The 20,097-nt window shown below is 67.0% G+C and carries 13 protein-coding genes; all 13 read right to left on the reverse strand.

Annotated features, from left to right (window positions below):
* Positions 1–92: 92 nt before the first annotated feature.
* Complete coding sequence (locus ASPHE3_RS13375; RefSeq protein ID WP_013601742.1) at positions 93–4,289, reverse strand: DUF4011 domain-containing protein; 4,197 nt, start codon at positions 4,287–4,289, stop codon at positions 93–95.
* A 129-nt stretch (positions 4,290–4,418) separates the two neighbouring features.
* Complete coding sequence (guaA, locus tag ASPHE3_RS13380; protein WP_041652190.1) at positions 4,419–6,008, reverse strand: glutamine-hydrolyzing GMP synthase; 1,590 nt, start codon at positions 6,006–6,008, stop codon at positions 4,419–4,421.
* Positions 6,009–6,117: 109 nt separating this feature from the next.
* Positions 6,118–6,621, reverse strand: a complete 504-nt coding sequence (locus ASPHE3_RS13385) for a DUF3817 domain-containing protein (protein WP_013601744.1) — start codon at positions 6,619–6,621, stop codon at positions 6,118–6,120.
* On the reverse strand, positions 6,618–7,490 hold the full coding sequence (locus ASPHE3_RS13390) for an SURF1 family protein (RefSeq protein ID WP_013601745.1): 873 nt from the start codon (positions 7,488–7,490) through the stop codon (positions 6,618–6,620). Before ASPHE3_RS13390 ends, ASPHE3_RS13385 begins: the two co-directional genes overlap by 4 nt.
* Before the next feature lie 89 nt (positions 7,491–7,579).
* The gene (locus ASPHE3_RS13395; RefSeq protein ID WP_013601746.1) at positions 7,580–8,068 is read right to left on the reverse strand and encodes a PTS sugar transporter subunit IIA; all 489 of its coding nucleotides are present in this window, start codon (positions 8,066–8,068) and stop codon (positions 7,580–7,582) included.
* A 39-nt stretch (positions 8,069–8,107) separates the two neighbouring features.
* A complete protein-coding gene (locus ASPHE3_RS13400) occupies positions 8,108–9,847 on the reverse strand; it encodes a glycerol-3-phosphate dehydrogenase/oxidase (RefSeq protein WP_013601747.1) in 1,740 nt (579 codons plus the stop codon).
* Between the two features lie 106 nt (positions 9,848–9,953).
* On the reverse strand, positions 9,954–11,090 hold the full coding sequence (locus tag ASPHE3_RS13405) for a GuaB3 family IMP dehydrogenase-related protein (RefSeq protein WP_013601748.1): 1,137 nt from the start codon (positions 11,088–11,090) through the stop codon (positions 9,954–9,956).
* Between the two features lie 49 nt (positions 11,091–11,139).
* Positions 11,140–12,993 carry an ABC transporter ATP-binding protein gene (locus tag ASPHE3_RS13410; RefSeq protein WP_013601749.1) on the reverse strand — a complete coding sequence of 618 codons (1,854 nt, stop codon included), beginning with the start codon at positions 12,991–12,993 and terminating at the stop codon, positions 11,140–11,142.
* Positions 12,994–13,075: 82 nt separating this feature from the next.
* A complete protein-coding gene (gene guaB / locus ASPHE3_RS13415) occupies positions 13,076–14,587 on the reverse strand; it encodes an IMP dehydrogenase (RefSeq protein WP_013601750.1) in 1,512 nt (503 codons plus the stop codon).
* Positions 14,588–14,811: 224 nt separating this feature from the next.
* Positions 14,812–16,890 (reverse strand): acyltransferase family protein, encoded by a 2,079-nt coding sequence (locus ASPHE3_RS13420; RefSeq protein WP_041652192.1) that lies wholly within the window; start codon positions 16,888–16,890, stop codon positions 14,812–14,814.
* Between the two features lie 9 nt (positions 16,891–16,899).
* Positions 16,900–18,006: a flavin-containing monooxygenase gene (locus ASPHE3_RS13425; RefSeq protein ID WP_013601752.1), complete on the reverse strand. Its 1,107-nt coding sequence runs from the start codon at positions 18,004–18,006 to the stop codon at positions 16,900–16,902.
* Positions 18,007–18,020: 14 nt separating this feature from the next.
* Positions 18,021–18,350, reverse strand: coding sequence for a hypothetical protein (locus ASPHE3_RS13430; RefSeq protein WP_013601753.1), 330 nt, complete (start codon positions 18,348–18,350; stop codon positions 18,021–18,023).
* Positions 18,351–18,445: 95 nt separating this feature from the next.
* Complete coding sequence (locus ASPHE3_RS13435) at positions 18,446–20,083, reverse strand: helix-turn-helix transcriptional regulator (RefSeq protein ID WP_013601754.1); 1,638 nt, start codon at positions 20,081–20,083, stop codon at positions 18,446–18,448.
* Between the last annotated feature and the right edge of the window lie 14 nt (positions 20,084–20,097).

Raw genomic sequence — 20,097 nt, forward strand, 5'->3', positions numbered from 1 at the left:
GCGCACGCCCCAGCGCCGCTCCATGCCCCAGCCGCTCAATGCCCCGCCGCCGGGACCTGAGGAGCAGGACGCCGCCCCGGAGACGACCGGGCTTAGCCCCAGTGCGGGGGCTTCTGCTCCTTCAGCCAGGCGTCGTGGTCATCGTCCTCGCGCTCCCCCCAGGCCCGGGGTTCGTCTTCAGCCGCTTTGTTGGGCAGGGCTGCCCCATCACGCAGTACGCCCTTGTCCCCCACGGCCGGCTTGTCAGTCAGCGCTTCTTTATCCCCCAGGGCCGTCTCCGGGGTGGATTCACCGGAGGACCCGGTGTCCGAAGGGTTGTTGTTGTCGTGCTCCGCGGTCATCACGCCCGCCTCCTTGCTGTCCGTACGTCCGGCCGGTGCTGGTTCGTCCCTGGGTGCCGCGCGGCGCCCTTCGCGCGGAGCCGCTGACGTCCGCTCCATCGATGCCCGGCTCGCGGCGTCGATGCCGTTGAGCGCCTGGTCAACATCGTCGTCCAGGAAGGCAACGGAGGTTGAAGTCCGCCCTGTGAGGGCCATTTTTTCAAGGCCCAGGTAGCCGGCAATCCGGTCGGCGCAGGCTGAGGGGTCGGTAAACACCTCGATGGTCCACAGCGGCATGTAGCGCCAGCCCAGGCGTTCCAGCAGCTGCGGGCGGAGCCTGCTCCGCTCCCGGACACTCATGGTGCGGTACTGCTCGGTGCCGTCCGATTCAATGGCTACGGGCCACGGGAGGTCGGTGTCCTCCTGGCCCATGGTGCTGAGCGGATCAGCGGCGGCCACCACATCGATGGCGCCGTCATACTGGTGCCACACCCGCGCACCCCGGGCGCGCAGCCGGTCCCCGAGGTCAGCCACCAAGGGATCGGCGCCCAGTGCCTGCTCGCTGGCTGCGGCCCTCGAAGCCGGAGTTCCGAGGTCCGTGTTTCCTGCGATTTCACGGTCAAGGAGCGTGTACAGGTCCACGGCGCCGTGCGTCAGCCTGGTCTGGTCAAGGTCCTCGGGCCGGAAGCACGTAAGAACGTGCATGGACCTGCGGGCACGGGTCATGGCCAGGGCGAACTTCTCCCGGCCACCCTCGGCAGAGAGGGGCCCGAAGTTGTGCAGGGCGCGTCCGTGCGGCGTGCGGCCAAAGCCCGGCGAGAAGATGACATGGTCGCGCACCAGCCCCTGGGCCCGTTCAAGATCAACAACGCGGAAGGACTCGGGGCCAGCACCGAAGAAGCCCGCAAGCCCAGGGTAGTTGGGCAGCTGCAGCCGGATGGACTCCCCGATCCGGGCCGCGTGGCGAAGGCTCGCGGTCACCACAGCCAGGGACGTGCGGGGGCGCAGGCGTGCATGGTCGAAGACGAGCTGGACCACGCGGTTGACTTCCGCCACCACGGACTCCACGCCTTCATGATCGGCGCTGGGCAGCCCGGTACCGTCCGGAAGGTATTCCACCAGCAGCGCCCGGTCCAGGCCCGTAGCGGACTGCCCCTCCGGGAGCCGGCGGAGCCCGCCGTCGTAAAAGTTCTTGCTCAACTGCAGGACAAGGTCCTCATCCACGGCACGGTAGACGAAGTTGAGCCGCCACACGGGCAGGACCTGCGACAGGGCGTTGAAGGCACTCTCCACCCGCTGGTGCGCCGATTCCCCCGGGGCGAGCCGTTCCACGCCCACGGTAAAGGTACGCGGGCTGGCAATCCTTGCATCACCGAAAGCGATGACCTGGCCGGCACGGGCGATCGACGGCAGGACGGCCTGCAGGGACGTTGCTTCCGCGTCCAGGATGACCACCGCATCAAAGTGCTGTTCCGCCGGCAGCAGACCGGTCATGAGGTAGGGGCTCACGGACCAGACCGGAACGAGGGTGCCGATCAGTTCGGGTGCCTGCGCGGTGAGCGACGGCAGGGACACCCTGCCATCCTTGAGCAGGCTGCGCAGCAGGTCGGCCTGTCGGGGATGGGCGGCGATGGCGCTGCGCCACCGCTCCGCCAGGTCCCAGCGAAGCCGGGCGGCGCCGCTGGCGATATGGGCGTTGTCGGCAAGCCGGTACTCGGCTTCCAGCTTCCGCAGCGCGTCGCCGTCCGACATGGCGAGGTAGTCATCGCCGCTGATCATCGCCTCGAGTGCGGACTGCCACCAGGCCAGCTCAAGTTCGGCGGCCACGGAGGCGGCCGGAACTTCGCGCTCCGCGAGGTCGGCCAGGAGCTCCCCGAGCCCGTGTTCGCGCATGTTCTCCACCAGGAGGGTGCGCTCGGGCAGGGTCTTGAGCGTGTCCGTGTCCGCGACCAGCCGCTCCAGGCGCTCCATCAGCTCTTCATACCGGGCTGTGGAGAGGGACCCGCCGGCTTCCGTATGCCTCAGGGCCTCGCCCAGCCTGGCCAGGTCGCCGTCCAGCGACCGGTACATCGCGTTCATCTCGGCCAGGCCCGACGGGACGGCCGGGTGCCGCTGCGTGGTGGCATAGCCCGCCCAGAGGGCGCGCTGCTCCTGGACCAGCAGCAGGGACGTGTGAAGATCCGCGATATGGACACCGGGCCGGACGTATTCCTTGGCGACCCTGCGCAGCCGGGAGCGCTGCATGGAGGTCATCTCGATGCCGCGTTCCTTGCGCCACGCAGAGGGCGCAGTGGCCGAGATGAGGTCCGTGACCGGCCGGTCGAAGATGTCCGGGGTGAATTTGTCCAGGCTTCCGCGCACTGCCACCAGAAGCTCAAGCTGTTCGCCCCACTCGGCAAAGGACGCGCCGAGCCGGATTTCCGCATGCTCCGCCACTGCCTTCATGCGGTCGCGGAGCAGGGGCAGGCTCTTCTCCACGGAGCGGACCAGCTCCTGGGCTTCCTCGGTTTCCTTGCGTGTGAGCAGCCGGGCGCCGTGCCAGGGGCTGGTGGTGGACGCCTTGCTGAAACTGCCCAGTTCCGCCGCCCGGCGCAGCCTGCCCGCGAGCTCGTCGCGGTCCCGGATACTGTCCAGGACGCTCCGCTTCAAGCGCACGGTGGTGGACGGGGCAGGGTGGATGGAAGTCAGCTCCGCCAACGACTGCATTGCCTGGTACGGGGAGCATCCCCAGCGCTGGCGGACGTTGTGGAGGGACGCCACATGGTCCATCAGGGCGTGGCGGTGCTCGGTGAGGGTGCTGTGGAGGTTCCCCAGCTGGGGTTCAAGCGATTTTTCGTTGCGGACAATGGCGCGGACCAGCTGGGCCTTCAGCTGCTGCGCGGTGACGTTACCGGAGAGCTGGAACAGGATGGACTCCAGGCCCAGGCCCTCCAGTTGGCCTGATACTTCGTTCAGGCTCGCCCGGCGGTCGCCCACCACCAGGACGGTCTTACCGGCGTCCACAAGGGCACCGATGGTATTGATGGCGGTCTGGGTCTGGCCGGTGCCGGGAGGGCTGCTGACCACCAGGGAATCGCCGGCCCGGGCAGCGTCAATGACGTACTGCTGGTCTGTGTCCGCGTCCAGGAGAAGCAGTTCGTCCTTGGGGTGCCGGCTGTCCAGGGACGGGAAGCGGGCCGGATCAGGCTGCTCGACATCCACCACCTCGCCGCCCGCTGCCGTGGCCAGGGCGGAGATGAGCGGGTTTGAATCGTTGATCCACGGGTCATCCAGGTTTCCGGAAAGGTCCGCGAAAGTGGACACCAGCAGGTTGTGCTGGGCTTCCGCGCCATGGATGGGCCGGATCAGCGTCCCCAGCCGGTCCAGGACGGGCTGCGGGTCGAAACGGGCCGTGCTGTAGGCAAGCCGGGTGACGGCGTTGACGTCAAAGACGATGCCGTGGATGTTTTTCAGGTGCCGCACCAGGGCAGGGTTGATGTGAGCCTGCTCTGTCAGCTGGAGTTCGTAGTCGTCCTCCCCCGGCCGAACGGTCAGGGAGATCGCGGTGAGCATGACCGGTGCCGAGATGCGCTGGGGCTTGCCCCCGACGGCGGACGTCCACACCACGGTGCCGGCTGAGAGGTAGCCGGCGTCGATGCCGCGGTCATTGGCGAGTTCAAAGATCTTGGACCGGATGTTCCGGGAGGCCCTGGCCGCCACCACGTACTGCTGGCGGTCCCGGATCAGGGTGGAGAGCCGGGTCTTCCGCCCGGCCATCAGCTGGGCCAGGCCGGACGGGTGGGCGTGGGTCAGGTCGATGGAACCTTCGGGGGTCTTGGTGAAGCGCAGCATCGTGTCCGCCCCGGTGACGGGTTTGAGCCCGGACAGCCATTTGCGGAGCTCCTCGGAGCCCTCCGGGTGGCCTTGACCAACTGACACTACTGCCTTCTTTTCTGCGCTTGCACGTGACGACCTGGACCATACCGGCATAGATTCGAGCGTAGCCGCTCCGGCGCCCGACTTGAGAGACCGCAACACTGCGGTGCCCTAATTTGCGGAGGATTTCGCCCGGGAACAGCAGTGGCCGGCCCCCGCAACGGAGGCCGGCCACTCAGGATGCTATTCCCACTCGATGGTTCCCGGCGGCTTGCTGGTGACGTCCAGCACCACCCGGTTGACGCCTTCCACCTCGTTGGTGATGCGGTTCGAGATCCGGGCCAGCAGGTCGTAGGGAAGCCGCGACCAGTCAGCCGTCATCGCGTCCTCGGAGGAGACCGGGCGGAGCACGATGGGGTGGCCGTAAGTACGGCCGTCACCCATGACGCCGACGCTGCGGACGTCTGCCAACAGGACTACCGGCATCTGCCAGACCTCGTTGTCCAGGCCGGCGGCGGTCAGTTCGGCGCGCGCGATGGCGTCCGCCTTCCGCAGCAGGTCCAGCCGCTCCTTGGTGACCTCGCCGACGATCCGGATGCCCAGGCCGGGGCCGGGGAACGGCTGGCGGCCCACAATCTCCTGCGGGAGACCAAGCTGGGCACCGACGGCACGGACCTCGTCCTTGAAGAGGGCGCGCAGCGGCTCGACGAGTTCGAACTGCAGGTCCTCGGGCAGGCCGCCCACATTGTGGTGGCTCTTGATGTTCGCTGCGCCTTCACCGCCGCCTGACTCGACGACGTCCGGGTACAGGGTGCCCTGAACCAGGAACTTGATCTTCTCGCCGTGTGCGGCGGCCTCGGCGATGATGGCCAGTTCGGCTTCCTCGAAGGCGCGGATGAACTCGCGGCCGATGATTTTGCGCTTGGTTTCAGGATCGCTGACGCCGGCAAGGGCGGACAGGAAGCGCTCCTGCTCGTTCGCGACGTACAGCTTCACACCAGTGGCGGCAACGAAGTCGCGCTCCACCTGCTCGGCTTCGCCTTCACGCAACAGGCCGTGGTCCACGAACACACACGTCAGCTGGTCACCCACGGCACGCTGCACCAGCGCAGCTGCGACGGCGGAGTCCACGCCACCGGAAAGCCCGCAGATAACCCGGGCATCGCCGATCTGCTTCCGGATCCGCTCCACCTGCTCTTCAAGGATGTTGCCGGTGGTCCAGTTCGGTTCGATCCGGGCACCCTTGAAGAGGAAGTTCTCCAGCACCTGCTGCCCATAGGCGGAGTGCTTGACCTCGGGGTGCCACTGCACACCAAAAAGGCCCTTTTCCTCGTTGGCGAAGGCAGCTACTTCAGCACCCGCCGTCGTCGCCAGCACTTCGAAGCCGTCCGGCGCCTCGTGCACGGAGTCGCCGTGGCTCATCCACGTGTTCTGGTGCTGGGGCATGCCCTCCAGGACCGAGCGGCCCTCGCCAATAATGGTGGTCTGGGTGGAGCCGTACTCCCGCAGCCCGGTCTTGTCCACCTTGCCGCCCAAGGCGTTGGCCATGGCCTGGAAGCCGTAGCAGATGCCGAAGACGGGAACACCGGCCTCGAAGAGGTCGGCACCCACGCTGGGGGCGCCGTCGGCATAGACGCTCGAGGGGCCCCCGGAAAGGATGATGGCGGCAGGATTCTTGGCCAGGAGCTGCTCGGTGGTGTAAGTATGCGGAACCACTTCCGAATACACATTTGCTTCCCGGACGCGGCGGGCAATCAGCTGCGCGTACTGGGCACCGTAGTCAACAACCAGCACCGGCTTCTGGGAAGTCTGGGATGCAGTGGGAGTAGTCACCGTACTAGCCTACTGGGCGCCGTTGCGCCGGCGCACCTTGAGCAGCCGGGCTGTGACGGAGCAGACTCCTGTCCGGCCGGGAAGGCAACCGCCGGCCCCGGCCAAAGCGTCAGTACCGCTGCGGTGCCTGGGGGTTGGCCGCAAGTTCGGCCTCCACCTCGGCGTGGAACTTCTTCTCCACGATGAAGGACAGGAACGGAACCACGCCGCCCAGTGCGAGGAGGATCAGCTTCAGGAACGGCCAGCGCATGAGGGACCAGAGCCGGAAGTTGGAAATCAGGTACACCACATACATCCAGCCGTGCACGATCAGGACAGTCACGGACAGGTTGACTCCGCCCAGCACGCCCGGCGGCTCGGCATCAGCGAAGCCGAAACCGAAGGGCTGGCCGGTGACGGCGTTGGTGCCGCCAGCGAAGAGGTAATGCCCGAATCCGTACCGGGCCACCAGCTCGGCGCACAGCAGCAGCAGCATGGCGCCGGTCAGGTAGGCCAGTACCTTGTAGAACTTCAGTGCTGAGCGTATTTGGGCTTCGGTTCCGCCGAAGCGGCGCTTTTTTCCGGCGGTCTTGCCGGCTGGCTGGGCGGGGGTGGCCGGTTTAGGGTCAATCATGGCTGTACCTTTTGCTGGTTCGGTTCAGGATGCTGGTGGTGCACCGGGATTTGGTCGCGTTCCCCGTGCGGGCTGCCTTCATCGTCTTCCTCGAGGGCGTCCTCGAGGTCGCGGTGGTAGTCGTCCTTGACGAGCCGCCACCAGATGAAGAGCGCGAACCCGGCAAAGACCACCCATTCAAGGGAATAGAAGAGGTTGAGCCAGTTGATCTGCTGGGCCGGCGGCTGGGGGCCGATGTTAAGGGGAAGGAGTTCTCCCCGCACCGCTGCCGGGCTGACGTCCACCCCGTTGGCCACTTCCGCGGTGGCGGCCACGAAACCGGGGTAGCTGCTGACTTCCCAGTAGTTGATGAGTTCAGCGACGGAGACGGCGGTTGCCTCTCCGGGTTCCGGGGCCGTCCCGGGCACGGGTGCCTCGGACGGCAGCAGCCGCCCCGTCAGTTCAAGGTCGCCCGACGGCGGCACGGGAGCATCTGCGCGGTCCTCCACCCAGCCGCGGGCCACCGGGATCCAGGTCTGCGGTGAGGCGGCGGCCCCGGTGAGGGCCGGCGCTCCGTTGACGGCGAAGGCGGTGACGACCCAGTAGCCTGGCTTGCCGTCGTGCAGGCGGCCGGGAACCATCACCTGCTTGGCGGGGTCGTAGTATCCCTGCGCGGAAACCATTTGGTCCGCGTCGGTCCCATGGAAGAACTCGCCCGGCTGGAGGGTGTCAACCAACGGCTGGATCTGCTCGGTGGCAGGGTTGTCCGGCACTTCCGGCTGCGTTGACCGCCCGAACTGCCACTGGCTCAACAGCACGAAGACCCCGGAAATGGCGATCGCGAAGATAAACCCGGCGATCCATCGGGGCTTAAGGGCTGTTTTCCACACGTCTTAACCGTACTTCGTGCCGCTGTAGAACAACTAAACGCCAGGATGGCAGGGACTGCATCTGTGCCCTGGCCCCGGCTCCTGCGGGCTCAGTGATCGAAGAACACCAGGCTGGAGTTGATGAGTTCCGCGATGACCTCCGGATCATAGGCCCGGCGCAGTGACTCCCTGAAGGACTCCTTGGACAGGGACCGGGCCAGGGTGGCCAGGACCTCAAGGTGGTCGGAGAAGGAACTGGCCGGGGTGGCGATCAGCAGGATCACGGTGGCGGGGCCGTCGGTGGCGCCGAAATCCAGGGCATGCCCGTATTTGGCGATACCTACGGCGATGGAGGTCTGGGAGACGAACTCGCTGCGCGCGTGGGGCAGGCCGATACCGCCGGGGAGTCCCGTGGCCAGCTGGTGCTCCCGGGCATTCACATGCTTGAGGAACCCGTCCAGGTCAGAGATGCGCCCGGCGGCGTACATCCGTTTGGCCAGTTGCGTGGCGGCGTCGGCCTTGTCCGTTGCCTCCAGCTCCAGGATCACCATTTCGGGTGTGGTGAGCTCGGCATCGTACCGGTCAAGTGGTTCCGCCAAGGCGTGTCCCTTCAGTCAGCAGTGCTGTGCCGTGAACCCTCAGCGCAAGGGCACGATGTCCTCCACACCCAGGCGGGCGGCGTCTGCGGATTCGTCGTCCGGCTGTTGTTGGCTGAGGCGTTCCGCCTCCACCCTGGCAATGTAGTGCCGGACCTCGTTTTCACGCTGGGCGTCACTCCAGCCAAGAACGTCACCCATTAGTTTAGCGACAACCGGGACGGCGGACACGCCGCGGTCCCAGGCCTCGATGGAAATGCGTGTCCTGCGGGTCAGGACGTCATGGACATGCCGGGCGCCTTCATGCGTGGCGGCGTAGACGGCCTCGGCCTGGAGGTAGTCGTCCGCGCCGGGCAGCGGCTCGGCCAGCTCCGGATTCTCCTGGATGAGTGCAAGCACCTCGGAGGTCATGGAGCCATACCGGTTGAGGAGGTGCTCCACCCTGGCGACGTGCACGCCGGCTTCCTCCGCAGTCCGGGCGCGGCGGTTCCAGGCAGCCCGGTACCCGTTTGCGCCCAGCAGCGGGATGGTCTCCGTGCAGCTGGGCGGGACGCGCTCATCCATGGTGCGGGTTGCCTCATCCACCGCGTCTTTGGCCATCACCCGGTAGGTGGTCCATTTCCCGCCGGCCACCACCACCAGGCCGGGGACAGGATGGGCCACCACATGTTCGCGGGACAGCTTGGCCGTGGAGTCATTTTCCCCGGCGAGCAGTGGCCGCAAACCGGCGTAGACACCCTCCACGTCCTCGCGGGTCAGCGGCCGCTTGAGGACTTTGTTGACGTGTTCCAGGATGTAGTCGATGTCCTTGCTGGAGGCCGCGGGGTGCGCCTTGTCCAGGTGCCAGTCGGTGTCCGTTGTGCCGATGATCCAGTGCCGGCCCCAGGGAATCACGAACAGCACCGACTTCTCGGTGCGCAGGATCAGTCCCACGGTGGACTGGAAGCGGTCCCTCGGCACCACCAGGTGGATGCCCTTGGACGCACGGACCTTCAGCTGGCCGCGCTCGGTGACCATGGCCTGGGTCTCGTCCGTCCACACGCCGGTGGCGTTGATGACCTGCTTGGCGCGGATGTTGAATTCAGTCCCGTCCTCGTGGTTGACCACCTTTGCGCCGACCACCCGCTCACCCTCGCGGAGGAAATCCACCACCTTCATCTGGTTGACGGCGTGGGCGCCGTAGTAGGCGGCAGTCCGGACCAGGTTGGCCACATACTTGGCGTCATCCACCTGGCCGTCGTAGTAGCGGATGGAGCCCACGAAGGCGTCGTTCTTCAGGCTGGGGGCGGCCCGCAGGGTACCGCGGCGGGTGAGGTGCTTGTGGAACGGCACTCCCCTGCTGTGCCCGCTGGAAACGGACATGGCGTCATACAGGGCGATGCCTGCGCCAACATAGGGGCGTTCGATGAAGGGCTTGGTCAGCGGGTACAGGAAGGGAACCGGCCGGGCCAGGTGGGGTGCCAGCTCGGAGAGCAGCAAACCGCGCTCCTGCAGGGCTTCCTTGACCAGCGCGAAGTCGAGCATCTCCAGGTAGCGCAGGCCGCCGTGGATGAGCTTGGAGGACCGTGAGGAGGTGCCTGCCGCCCAGTCGCTGGCCTCGACGATGCCCACGTCCAGTCCCCGGGTGACCGCGTCAAGGGCTGCCCCGGCACCCACGATGCCGCCGCCGACGATGAGGATGTCAAGCTCCTGGCCGGGGTCCGCCGTGGCGCGCAGCCGCTGGATGGATGCTTCCCTGGCTTCCGGGCCAAGGGCCCCGCTGTTTTCAGGAACACTCTTCATTGAAAGCCTCCAGTGCCTCTAGTGCCGGTAGTAAAACCACCCTACTTGCTTGCGGCACGCTTGGGCAGGAGTGCAGCGGCGGATACCGCCGCTGCACCCCCCGGCATCAGTTGCCGGAGTACGGTGAAACCACGACGTCGACCCGCTGGAATTCCTTCAGGTCCGAGTAGCCGGTGGTCGCCATGGAGCGGCGCAGCGCGCCAATGAGGTTTGAGGTGCCGTTGGTGTGGTGCCCCGGCCCGAACAGGACCTCTTCCAGCGGGCCCACGGTGCCCACGTTGGCGCGGTCGCCGCGGGGCAGTTCGAGGTGGTGCGCCTCCTGGCCCCAGTGCCATCCCTTGCCTGGCGCTTCCTCTGCCCGGGCCAGTGCGCTGCCGAGCATGACGGCGTCGGCGCCCATCGCGATGGCCTTGACGATGTCGCCCGAGGTGCCCATTCCGCCGTCGGCAATCACATGGACGTACCGGCCGCCGGATTCGTCCATGTAGTCGCGGCGGGCGGCAGCGACGTCGGAGATCGCCGAGGCCATGGGCGAGTGGATGCCCAGCGCGCGGCGGGTGGTGGTGGTGGCTCCGCCGCCGAAGCCCACCAGCACGCCGGCCGCTCCGGTGCGCATGAGGTGCAGCGCGGGAGTGTACCCGGCTGCGCCGCCTACGATCACCGGGACGTCCAGTTCGTAAATGAACTGCTTGAGGTTCAGCGGCTCGTGGTCCTTCGAAACATGCTCGGCGGATACGGTGGTGCCGCGGATGACGAAGATGTCGACGCCGGCGGCCAGGACGGTCTTGTAGTGTTCCTGCGTGCGCTGCGGGGTCAGGGATCCCGCCACCGTTACGCCGGCCTCCCGGATCTCTGCCAGCCGGGACGTGATGAGCTCGGGCTGGATGGGCGCCTGGTACAGCTCCTGCATCCGTCCGGTCACGGCCGGGCTGTTGGTCTCGTCCTGCAGCGCCCCGATCTCGTCCAGGACGGGCTGCGGATCCTCGTACCGGGTCCAGAGGCCTTCAAGGTCCAGCACGCCCAGTCCGCCGAGGCGGCCCAGGGCGATTGCCGTCTGCGGGGACATGGCGGAATCCATGGGGGCCGCGATCACCGGCATGCTGAACTGGTAGGCGTCAATCTGCCAGGAGACGGAGACGTCCTTGGGGTCGCGGGTGCGACGGTTGGGGACGATTGCTATGTCATCCAGGGAGTAGGCTCGACGCCCACGCTTGCCACGGCCGATCTCGATCTCGTAAGTCACTGCTCTAGGTTATCCCAGCCGCCGCGGTGTCCCTGGCTGGCGTGGAAGTTCAGGGCCTGGTGGGGACGCTGAGCTGGGATTCGAACATCCGGAAGTAGCGTCCGCGCAGCGCCACCAGTTCCTTGTGCGTGCCTTGCTCGACGATCCGGCCGTCCTCCAGCATGTACACGATGTCCGCCTTTTCGATGGTGGCCAGGCGGTGGCTGATGGCGATGATCGTGCTGCTGCGGTCGGCGAAGAGGCGGGTGAAGATCCGGTGCTCGGCGAGGGCATCGATGGCGGAGGTAGGCTCGTCCATCACCATGAACGAGGCGTCCCGGTAGAAGTTCCGGGCCATCGCGAGCCGCTGCCACTGGCCGCCGGAGAGGCCGCTGCCCTTCCGGCCGCGCGGGTCCTCCATCCAGTTGCTGACGTGGTTGTCCAGGCCGTTGGGGAGTTTGTTGATGAATTCCAAGGCCTCGGCGTTCGCGGCGGCCTTGCGGATGCGGCCGTCGTCGCGGGGCGAGTCGACGTCGCCGAAGTAGATGTTCTCCGCGGCCGTGGCGAACTCGTACTTGAGGAACTCCTGGCTCAACACGGCCAGGTGCCGGTGCCAGGAGGTGACGTCGACGGCGGCGAGGTCCACGCCGTCGAGCATTACCTGCCCTGAATCAGGGCGGTACAGCCCGGCCAGGATCCTGATCAGCGTGGACTTTCCGGCTCCGTTCTCCCCTACTATCGCGATGTGCTGGCCCTCCCGGATGGTCATGCTGATGCCCCTGATGACTTCGATGTCGCTGCCCGTATAGGTGAACCGGATGTCCTTCAGCTCCACTGTCTTCGGGGACTGCAGCAGCGGGGGCGCATGCTCCGAATGGACGGGCAGGGCCATGAACAGCTCGTAGTCCTTCAGGTTGGCCAGGTCCTCATCGATGGAGCTCAGGGAGGACACCAGGTTGTTCGCGGTGGACAGGGCGCGGCTGACGATCTGCTGCACGTAGAGGAACTGGCCCACGGGCTGGGCGCGGGCGATGATCTGGCCCACCACCCAGATCAGGGACACCACCTCCGCACCGTACTGGAGTGCGTCCGCGGCAAGCTGCTTGGGGATGTACCGGCGCTGGTAATCAAGGCGGCGGCGCTCGTCCGCGTCCCGCAGGCGGGAGCGGAGGTCCATCAGGAAGCCGACGATGCCGTACAGGCGCATCTCCGCGATGTGCTGGGGGCGGAGCAGGTTTTGTTCGATCATCCGGCGCTGGCGCCGCGAATCCACCTGCGTGTTCCAGTGCGCAATCTGTTCCCGTGACAGCTTGAACTGCAGGTAGACGCTGGGGACGATGGCAACCAGGACAATCACTGCGATCCACCAGCTGACCAGCAGCAGGGCCCCAATGGCGAGGATAACGGACACCAGCTGGGTGAAGATCGCCGCGATGCGGTCCAGGACGCGCGCGTAGGAGTCCGAGAACCTCTTGGCGCGGTCGTACAGGTCAACGGTTTCTTTGTCGTCGTAGCGCCAGAACTCCAGGGCAAGGAACCGCTCGTACATCTGGTCCCCCACGATCGCGCCCACCTTGAAGCTCATCAGCTGCTGGATATACCGGTCCACGCTGATGAAGGCGCCCCAGAACAGCCCCAGGGCAGCGGTGATGATGACGTAGACGATCGCCAGCTGCCCGGCGCCGGCGTCACCGGAGTAGGCTGCGGCCAGCGCCGTGGTGGTGAGCGCGGCGAAGTAGGTGGTGACCAGCGGCAGCACTGCCGAGATGAGCGAGCCGAGGACCTTCATGATCACCGCCCCCGGGGAGGCCCGGAAGCTGACCCGCAAGACCTGGGCTACGGCCCGGGCGTAGGGCCGCAACGCCAGCCTGCGTTGGGGATCGCGTTTGGGGGTCAGTTCCGCCGGATGGCCTGGTGGGGGCATGCACTCAGCCTAGTTCGCTGCAGACGCCGGCAGGCCATGGAGCAAGAAACTCCATGGCCTGCCGGACGGTGCCAACCAGTGGTCAGCGCGAACCGTAGTTCGGCGCCTCCACCGTCATCTGGATGTCGTGCGGGTGCGATTCCTTGAGCCCGGCCGGGGTGATCCGGACGAACTTGCCCCGGGCCTTCAGCTCGGCAACGGTGGGTGCGCCCGTGTAGAACATGGTCTGGCGCAGGCCGCCCACCAGCTGGTACGCCACGGAGGACAGCGGGCCGCGGTAGGCCACGCGTCCCTCGATGCCCTCGGGAATCAGCTTGTCGTCGCCGGAAACGTCGGCCTGGAAGTAGCGGTCCTTGGAGTAGGACGTGTTCTTGCCGCGCGACTGCATGGCGCCAAGGGAGCCCATGCCCCGGTAGGACTTGAACTGCTTGCCGTTGACGAAGATCAGTTCACCCGGGGACTCATCGCAGCCGGCCAGGAGCGAGCCGAGCATCACGGTGTCGGCGCCGGCAACGAGGGCCTTGCCGATGTCGCCCGAGTACTGCAGGCCGCCGTCGGCAATCAGCGGCACGCCGGCCGGGATTGCCGCCTTGGCGGACTCGTAGATGGCCGTGATCTGCGGGACGCCCACGCCTGCCACCACGCGGGTGGTGCAGATGGAGCCGGGACCCACGCCCACCTTGATGCCGTCGGCTCCGGCGTCGATCAGGGCCTGCGCGCCTTCACGCGTGGCTGCCTGGCCGCCGATGACGTCCACGTGGGCTGCCACCGGATCGGACTTCAGGCGGCGGATCATGTCCAGCACGCCCTGCGAGTGGCCGTTCGCGGTGTCCACGAACAGCGCGTCGACGCCGGCGTCCACGAGTGCCATGGCGCGCTCCCAGCCGTCCCCGAAGAAACCGATGGCTGCGCCCACGCGGAGCCGGCCTTCGTCGTCCTTGGTGGCCAGGGGGTACTGCTCCGCCTTGGTGAAGTCCTTCGTGGTGATCAAGCCCTTGAGCCGGCCCTGCTCATCCACCAGGGGGAGCTTCTCGATCTTGTTGGTGGCCAGCTTGTGCGACGCTTCCTCGCGGCTGATGCCCACGTGCCCGGTCACCAGCGGCATCTTGGTCATGACGTCGCTGACCAGCCGCAGCGGGAAGTCGGACTCGGGCACAAAGCGGGTGTCGCGGTTGGTGACGATGCCCAGGAGGCGGTTGTCCTCATCCACTACCGGAAGGCCGGAAACACGGTACTGGGCACACAGGTTGTCCAGTTCGCGGAGGGTGGCCTCGGGCCGGATGGTCAGCGGGTTGGTGATCATGCCCGATTCGCTGCGCTTCACCCGGTCAACCTGGTCCGCCTGGTCGGCGATGGAGAGGTTGCGGTGCACCACGCCCAGGCCGCCCTGGCGGGCCATGGCGATGGCCATCCGTGACTCCGTCACGGTGTCCATGGCGGCGGACAGCAGCGGCGTCTGCACGGTGATCCGCTTGGAGATCCGGGAGGACGTGTCCGCTTCTGACGGAATGACCTCGGTATGGCCGGGCAGGAGCAGGACGTCGTCATAGGTCAGGCCGATGAAGCCAAAGGGGTTGTGTTCGGGCTCGGTCATGAATGCGCCTCTTACCTTGGTTGCGTGCGGGTAGGGGTTGCAGCCGATGACCAGCCCGTCATTACGGGACTGGCCTGTGCAGAAGATGGTGCAGGAACACCACTGGAGGGCGGCGGTCCGGGGTCAGGAAAGTGTTGAGTAAATATTAGAACCTCGGCGCCGATCCCCCTATTCCATGCGCCCAATGTGAGCAACCGCACCTTCCGGACCGTGTATCCGGCGTTTCAGCGCCAGCCCGTGGCGGCAAGGAGACGCTGTTCAAACATGGGAATCATGCTCTCCACATACGTCCTGGTGAGGTGGTTGTCGTCCTTGTAGACGTAAATGTTTCCCACCACGGCCGGGCAGACACCGCGTGCACAGATGAAGTCGCTGAGATCCATCAGGTGGAGCCCGGGCAGACGGTCCCGGTAGCTCTCCAGCGGCGACGGGTCCACCAGTGACTCCGCCAGGGGAACGTTGCACTCCGGAGCCTCCGGGCCGTTCCGCTGGACGCATTCGGGCATGTTGAAGGTGAAGCGCGGATTGTCCCTGATTCCCACGATCTCGATCCCTGCCTCGGCGAATGGCCGGACGCCGTCCAGGTAGCCGGGCACCTCTGTTTCGAACGGTGCTTCCTCGTGCGTCAGCGAGGCCACGGTAAAGACGGCGTCAGGACGGTGTTCCAGGACGTAGGCGGTGCTGGCCCGGTTGTAGGCGTTGCACTCCGCGTTCCTGGTTTCAGATTCGGCACCAAAGCGGCACGCCGGCATCAGCAAGGTCACCAGTTCCCAGCCGCGCTCGGCGGCGATGGGGGCCAGGGCACCCAGGTACTGCTGGGAGTGGGAGTCGCCCAGGACCACGATGCGCTTGGTGGCCCCGCCGTCCGGAACGTCCTGGCGGCAACCTTCGAGGATGGGATCGCTCGTGGCGTTTTCGCCGGTGCAGGGGGCATGGATTCCGGCCCAGTCGTTGTCCAGGGCGGAGGGGCCGGGAATGATCCGGGCATCGGGAACCGGCACGGGGGCGTTCTCCGGGCTGAGCGCCGCGGCCCCGGGCGTGAGCTCGCGGGGTTGTGCCGCCGTCGCGCTTTCCTCCGCGGTGAGCGTGGTTTGCCAGATGGCAACAGGTCCCGCCAGCAGGGCACCGCAGGCAACGATGACGACGGCGGTGCGCCAGGCACGCCGTTTGGGCCAGTGCCACTCGCGCAGCGGCTTCTCCACGAAGCGTGTGGTGAGGATGGCGAGCACGATGGACGCGGCCACGATGCCGAGCCCCTGGACCAGGTTGGGTGCCTCGACGCCGGTGGCCGCGAGCGCCAGCACCAGGACGGGCCAGTGCCACAGGTACAGGGCATAGGAGTTGTCGCCCAGCGCCACCAGGGGCCTGCTGCTGAGGAACCTGTCCACACCGAAACGGCTGCCGGTCTGCCCGGCGGTGATGATGGCTGCGCCGGCAAGCGTTGGCCAGAGTGCGATGTATCCCGGGAAGGAACGGTCCACGGTCAGCAGGAGGCCGCAGGAGACCATGGCCGCGAGTCCCGCCCAGCCGAGCGCCACCCGCAGCACCCGCCGGGGTTTGAGGTGGGGCAGCGCCAGGGCGAGCAGGGACCCCAGGGCGAACTCCCACAGCCTGGCCCGGGTATCGAAGTAGGCGTACGCCTGGTTGGTGGCCGTCTGCTCCACGGAGTAGGCGAGGGAAAAGACAAAAACGGCTCCGAAGAGCACTCCCAGCAGCCCGCGGTACGTCAGGCCCGCGCACCCCGGAATCCGCCGCAGCAGCGCCAGCAGTCCCGCAGCGCCGGCGAAAACCAGCGGCCACAGGATGAATACCTGGCCTTGGATGGACAGTGACCAGAAGTGCTGGAGGGGGCTGGCGCCGGCGTGGTCCTGTGCATAGTAATCAACGGCAGTGTCTGCCAGCAGCCAGTTCTGGTTGTACAGCAGCGACGCCCACGCCTGGTCCAGCACCTGCGGCCAGCGGCTTTGCGGCAGGATCAGCCACGTCCCGGCCAGCACGCCGAGGATCACCACGACGGCGGCCGGCAGCAGCCGCTTGAACAGGTGCAGCCAGTGCGCCAGGAGTCCGAACGGATGTCCAGCTTCGGCTTTCCGGACGAACGACAGCGTGAGCAGGAAGGCGGAAACCAGCAGGAAGATGTCCACTCCCCCTGACACCCGGCCCAGCCACACGTGGTAGGCAACCACCATCAGTACGGCAAGTGCGCGGAGGCCCTGCACTTCGGGCCGGAACGTTGGTTTCCGGCCCTTGGCACCGGCTCCGGACGGCGGATTGGCTGCAGCCTCTGTTCTCGCTAGCGACACAAATGGACCTCACTGGGGCATAGGCAAAACATCAATCCTACCCAACCGGGGTATTTTCCCTGCCAGGTACCGCGCGTCGTGGCCCGCACCGGGCAGGGTGGCGGACACCGCGGAGTGCAGGAATTCCTGTCCCAGGAAGAACAGTCCCGGCGTATCAAGTGCCACGCCGCGGTGCTGGTTGGGCAGCGCACCGCCGTCGAGCAGGTCCGGATCGATCCAGCTGAAATCGTCACGGAAACCCGTGCACCAGATGACGTTCGCCACATCCAGCCGGCCTCCATCCGCCACAACGGGCCGGCCGTCTTCCACGCCGGTGACCCGCGGCACAAGCCGCACTCCGGCCGCCACGAGGTCCTTGGTCTTGGTCCTGATCAACGGCGCTGCATGCGCCTTGAAGGTGGGCGCCGCTTTCCGTCCCGCCGGAGTGTCCAGGGTAAGGACGTGCAGCCCGAGGAAGCGTACGGCAGGGAGGACAAAGCGTGCGGCGGCGGGACCATGCTTCACCGGCAGTTCACCGCTGGGCTTCCCGGCCACGGTGGTGGGATGCGTCCGGCTCACTTCAAGGGCGATCTCCGCGCCCGAATTTCCCAGCCCCACCACCAGGACGGGGCCGTCCTGCAGTTGGCCGGGGTTCCGGTAGGCAGCCGAATGGAGCTGGACCGTTGAAGGTGCCAGCTCCGCGGCGAAGGCGGGAACCTTGGGTGCCTGGCTGACGCCAGTGGCGACGACGGCGTTCCGCGCCTCCCAGCGGCGGCCGTCGGCGGTTGCCACAAAGTGGCTGCCTTCCCGCCACAGCCGCTCCACCCGTGTCCCGTGGAGCACGGGCAGGGCGTTCAGTTCGGCGTAGCCTTCCAGGTACCCGGCCACCTCGTCCTTGGTGGGGAAGGACAGCGGGCCGGCCGGAAACGGCGTGCCGGGCAGGCCGTCGTACTTGGCGGGGGTGAAGACCCGGAGGGAGTCCCAGCGCTGGCGCCAGGCGTCGCCTGTGCGCTGGTTTGCGTCCAGGATCAGGAAGTTCCTTTGTTGCTGCTTCAGGTGGTAGCCCAGGGTGAGGCCGGCCTGGCCGCCGCCGATAATGATCGTGTCCAGCATGCCGGTCACGTTGTTGTTGTCCATGGCTGTGCTCCTGTTTATGTGGCATGGATGCCTGCTTGTGAGCCCTCCTGGTGTCCTGCCGGCCGTGCGCCCCTGCTCCTGCTGTCCGCATTCCTGTAACGGAGCCACCAGGCCAGCATCAGCGCCGAGGCAAGGACGTAGGCGAGGTGGAGGGCCCAGATGGGTCCCGCCGGAAGGTTGAACACATAGATGCAGTGGATGGCGTTGGCCACGTTGCTCAGGACCAGGTTCCCCAGGCTGTAGGAAGCGAGGTCCCTGGTGCGTGCGGCTTTCACCAGCATTGGCAGCATTCCCACGGCGAACAGCACTGTGGAAAGCGTGCCGGCAAGGACTGGAAGGTTCATGCTTTGAGGCTATGACCGGGGTCCCCCGCCCTGCTTCGGGCGGATTATGCAACTGTCCGGACGGTGCGGGATGGGTAATTCTGTGCAGTCCCGGGTCAGCCTGCGAGGCCGTGCTCGAAGGCGTACCTGGTGGCTGCCGCCCTTGAGGAGAGGCCAAGCTTCAGGAAGATGTTGCTGATGTGCCGGGCCACCGTCTTCTCACTGAGGAAGAGTTGGGCCGCGATGGCCCGGTTTCCCTGCCCCGACGCGACGAGGCGAAGCACCTCCGCTTCCCTTGCTGTCAGCGGGCCAGGTTCGCCGCCGTCGTCGCCCTTCCGCATCAGCGAGGCAGTCCAGGCGGCTGCCGGAGCCGCCCCCAGCTCAAGGAATTCGGTGTGTGCAGCCTCGAATTCCATCCGCGCCGAAGCCTCATCGCCCAAGTCCCGGCAGGCCCGGCCGAGCAGCACCCGGCAGCGGGCAGCCTCGTAGGGCACGCCGAGTTCCAGCCAGAGGCGCCAGGCCTGCCGCAAGGCACGGGAAGCGCCGGCGGGATCACGCTCCTCCAGCCGCACCGCGCCGTCCGCCTGGTATGCGGCTGCCCGAACCAACGGCAGCGGGCACTCACGGGCAAAGCGGATCAGTTCCTCCGCGCCCTGCCTTGCGGCCCCGGGATCGGGCACGGCCAGTTCGATGTCCACCAGCGCGGGCAGCAGATGCCGGCGGGTAGCAACGTCCGCCAGCCCCGCAGCCCGTCGGATCATGGTCTGGGCCTGCTTGGCATCGCCACGTGCGAGCATCAGCAGGGCAAGTCCCGGTTGCGGCTCGTACCCGCTGCGGGCCGCCTCCAGAAAGGAGGCCTCTGCGGCTTCCAGCTTTCCCGTGAGCCGCTGCACCTCACCCTGCTGGTAGTAGCCGCCGTACCGGGCCTGCGGGTCACCCCGGCCGGACCGGTCCTGGGCTTCCCCTGCCGCTGCGAGCGCTTCGGCCCACGCGCCATGCAGCCGGAAGAGCTCGGCACGGTGGGCCTGGCACTGGCCGCTGAAGGCAACCATGTCCGGGCGGGCGCGGCACCAGCGGTCCAGGGCCGCTGTCCATTCAAGGGCCCGTTGCAGGTCAAAGGCCACCTGGCAGTTCCCAATCACTGCGCAATAGGCAATCCCCGACGGCACTGCGGACAGTTCCCCTGCCGTAACGGCCACCATGACCTCGTCGAACATCCGCAGGCCCTCCTCGGCCCGGCCCAACTCCAGGGTGGCCTGGCCCGAGCCGAGGAGGGCGAGCGCGGACAGGTCCCTGTCCTGGAAACGTTGACCCAGCTCCGCAGCATGGGAAAACGACACCAGCGCACCCGCCGGGTCGCCGCCATACAACTTGCCCAGGCTGAGCGGGATGAGCAGCAAACCTTCTACGCTCGAGGGTTCGGCCAGTTCCGCCACCAGCCTCTGGCCCCGCGCCAGCCAGCCCCCGGCACGCGCCCCCTCCCCCGTGTTCATCAAGTGGAGCGCCAGCCACGCGGCGCACCTGGCAGCGCCCACGATATCCCCGACCACCAGGTACTCCTCATGGGCACGGGTCAGGGACTCAAGGCCCGTCGCAGCGTTGCCGGTCAGGATCTCCGCCGTGGCCAGCCGCTCAAGGTCTGCTGCCGGAAGTCCGCCCTGCCGGTCGGCTTCCCGGAAACTTTCGAAGGCCTCGGTCCACCGGTGCTCCCGGAAAGCTCCCCGGCCCTGGTCCAGGCCTGTCTCTGCTGTCACCCCTGGCCTCCTGT

The sequence above is a fragment of the Pseudarthrobacter phenanthrenivorans Sphe3 genome (genome assembly GCF_000189535.1).
GTDB lineage: Bacteria > Actinomycetota > Actinomycetes > Actinomycetales > Micrococcaceae > Arthrobacter > Arthrobacter phenanthrenivorans.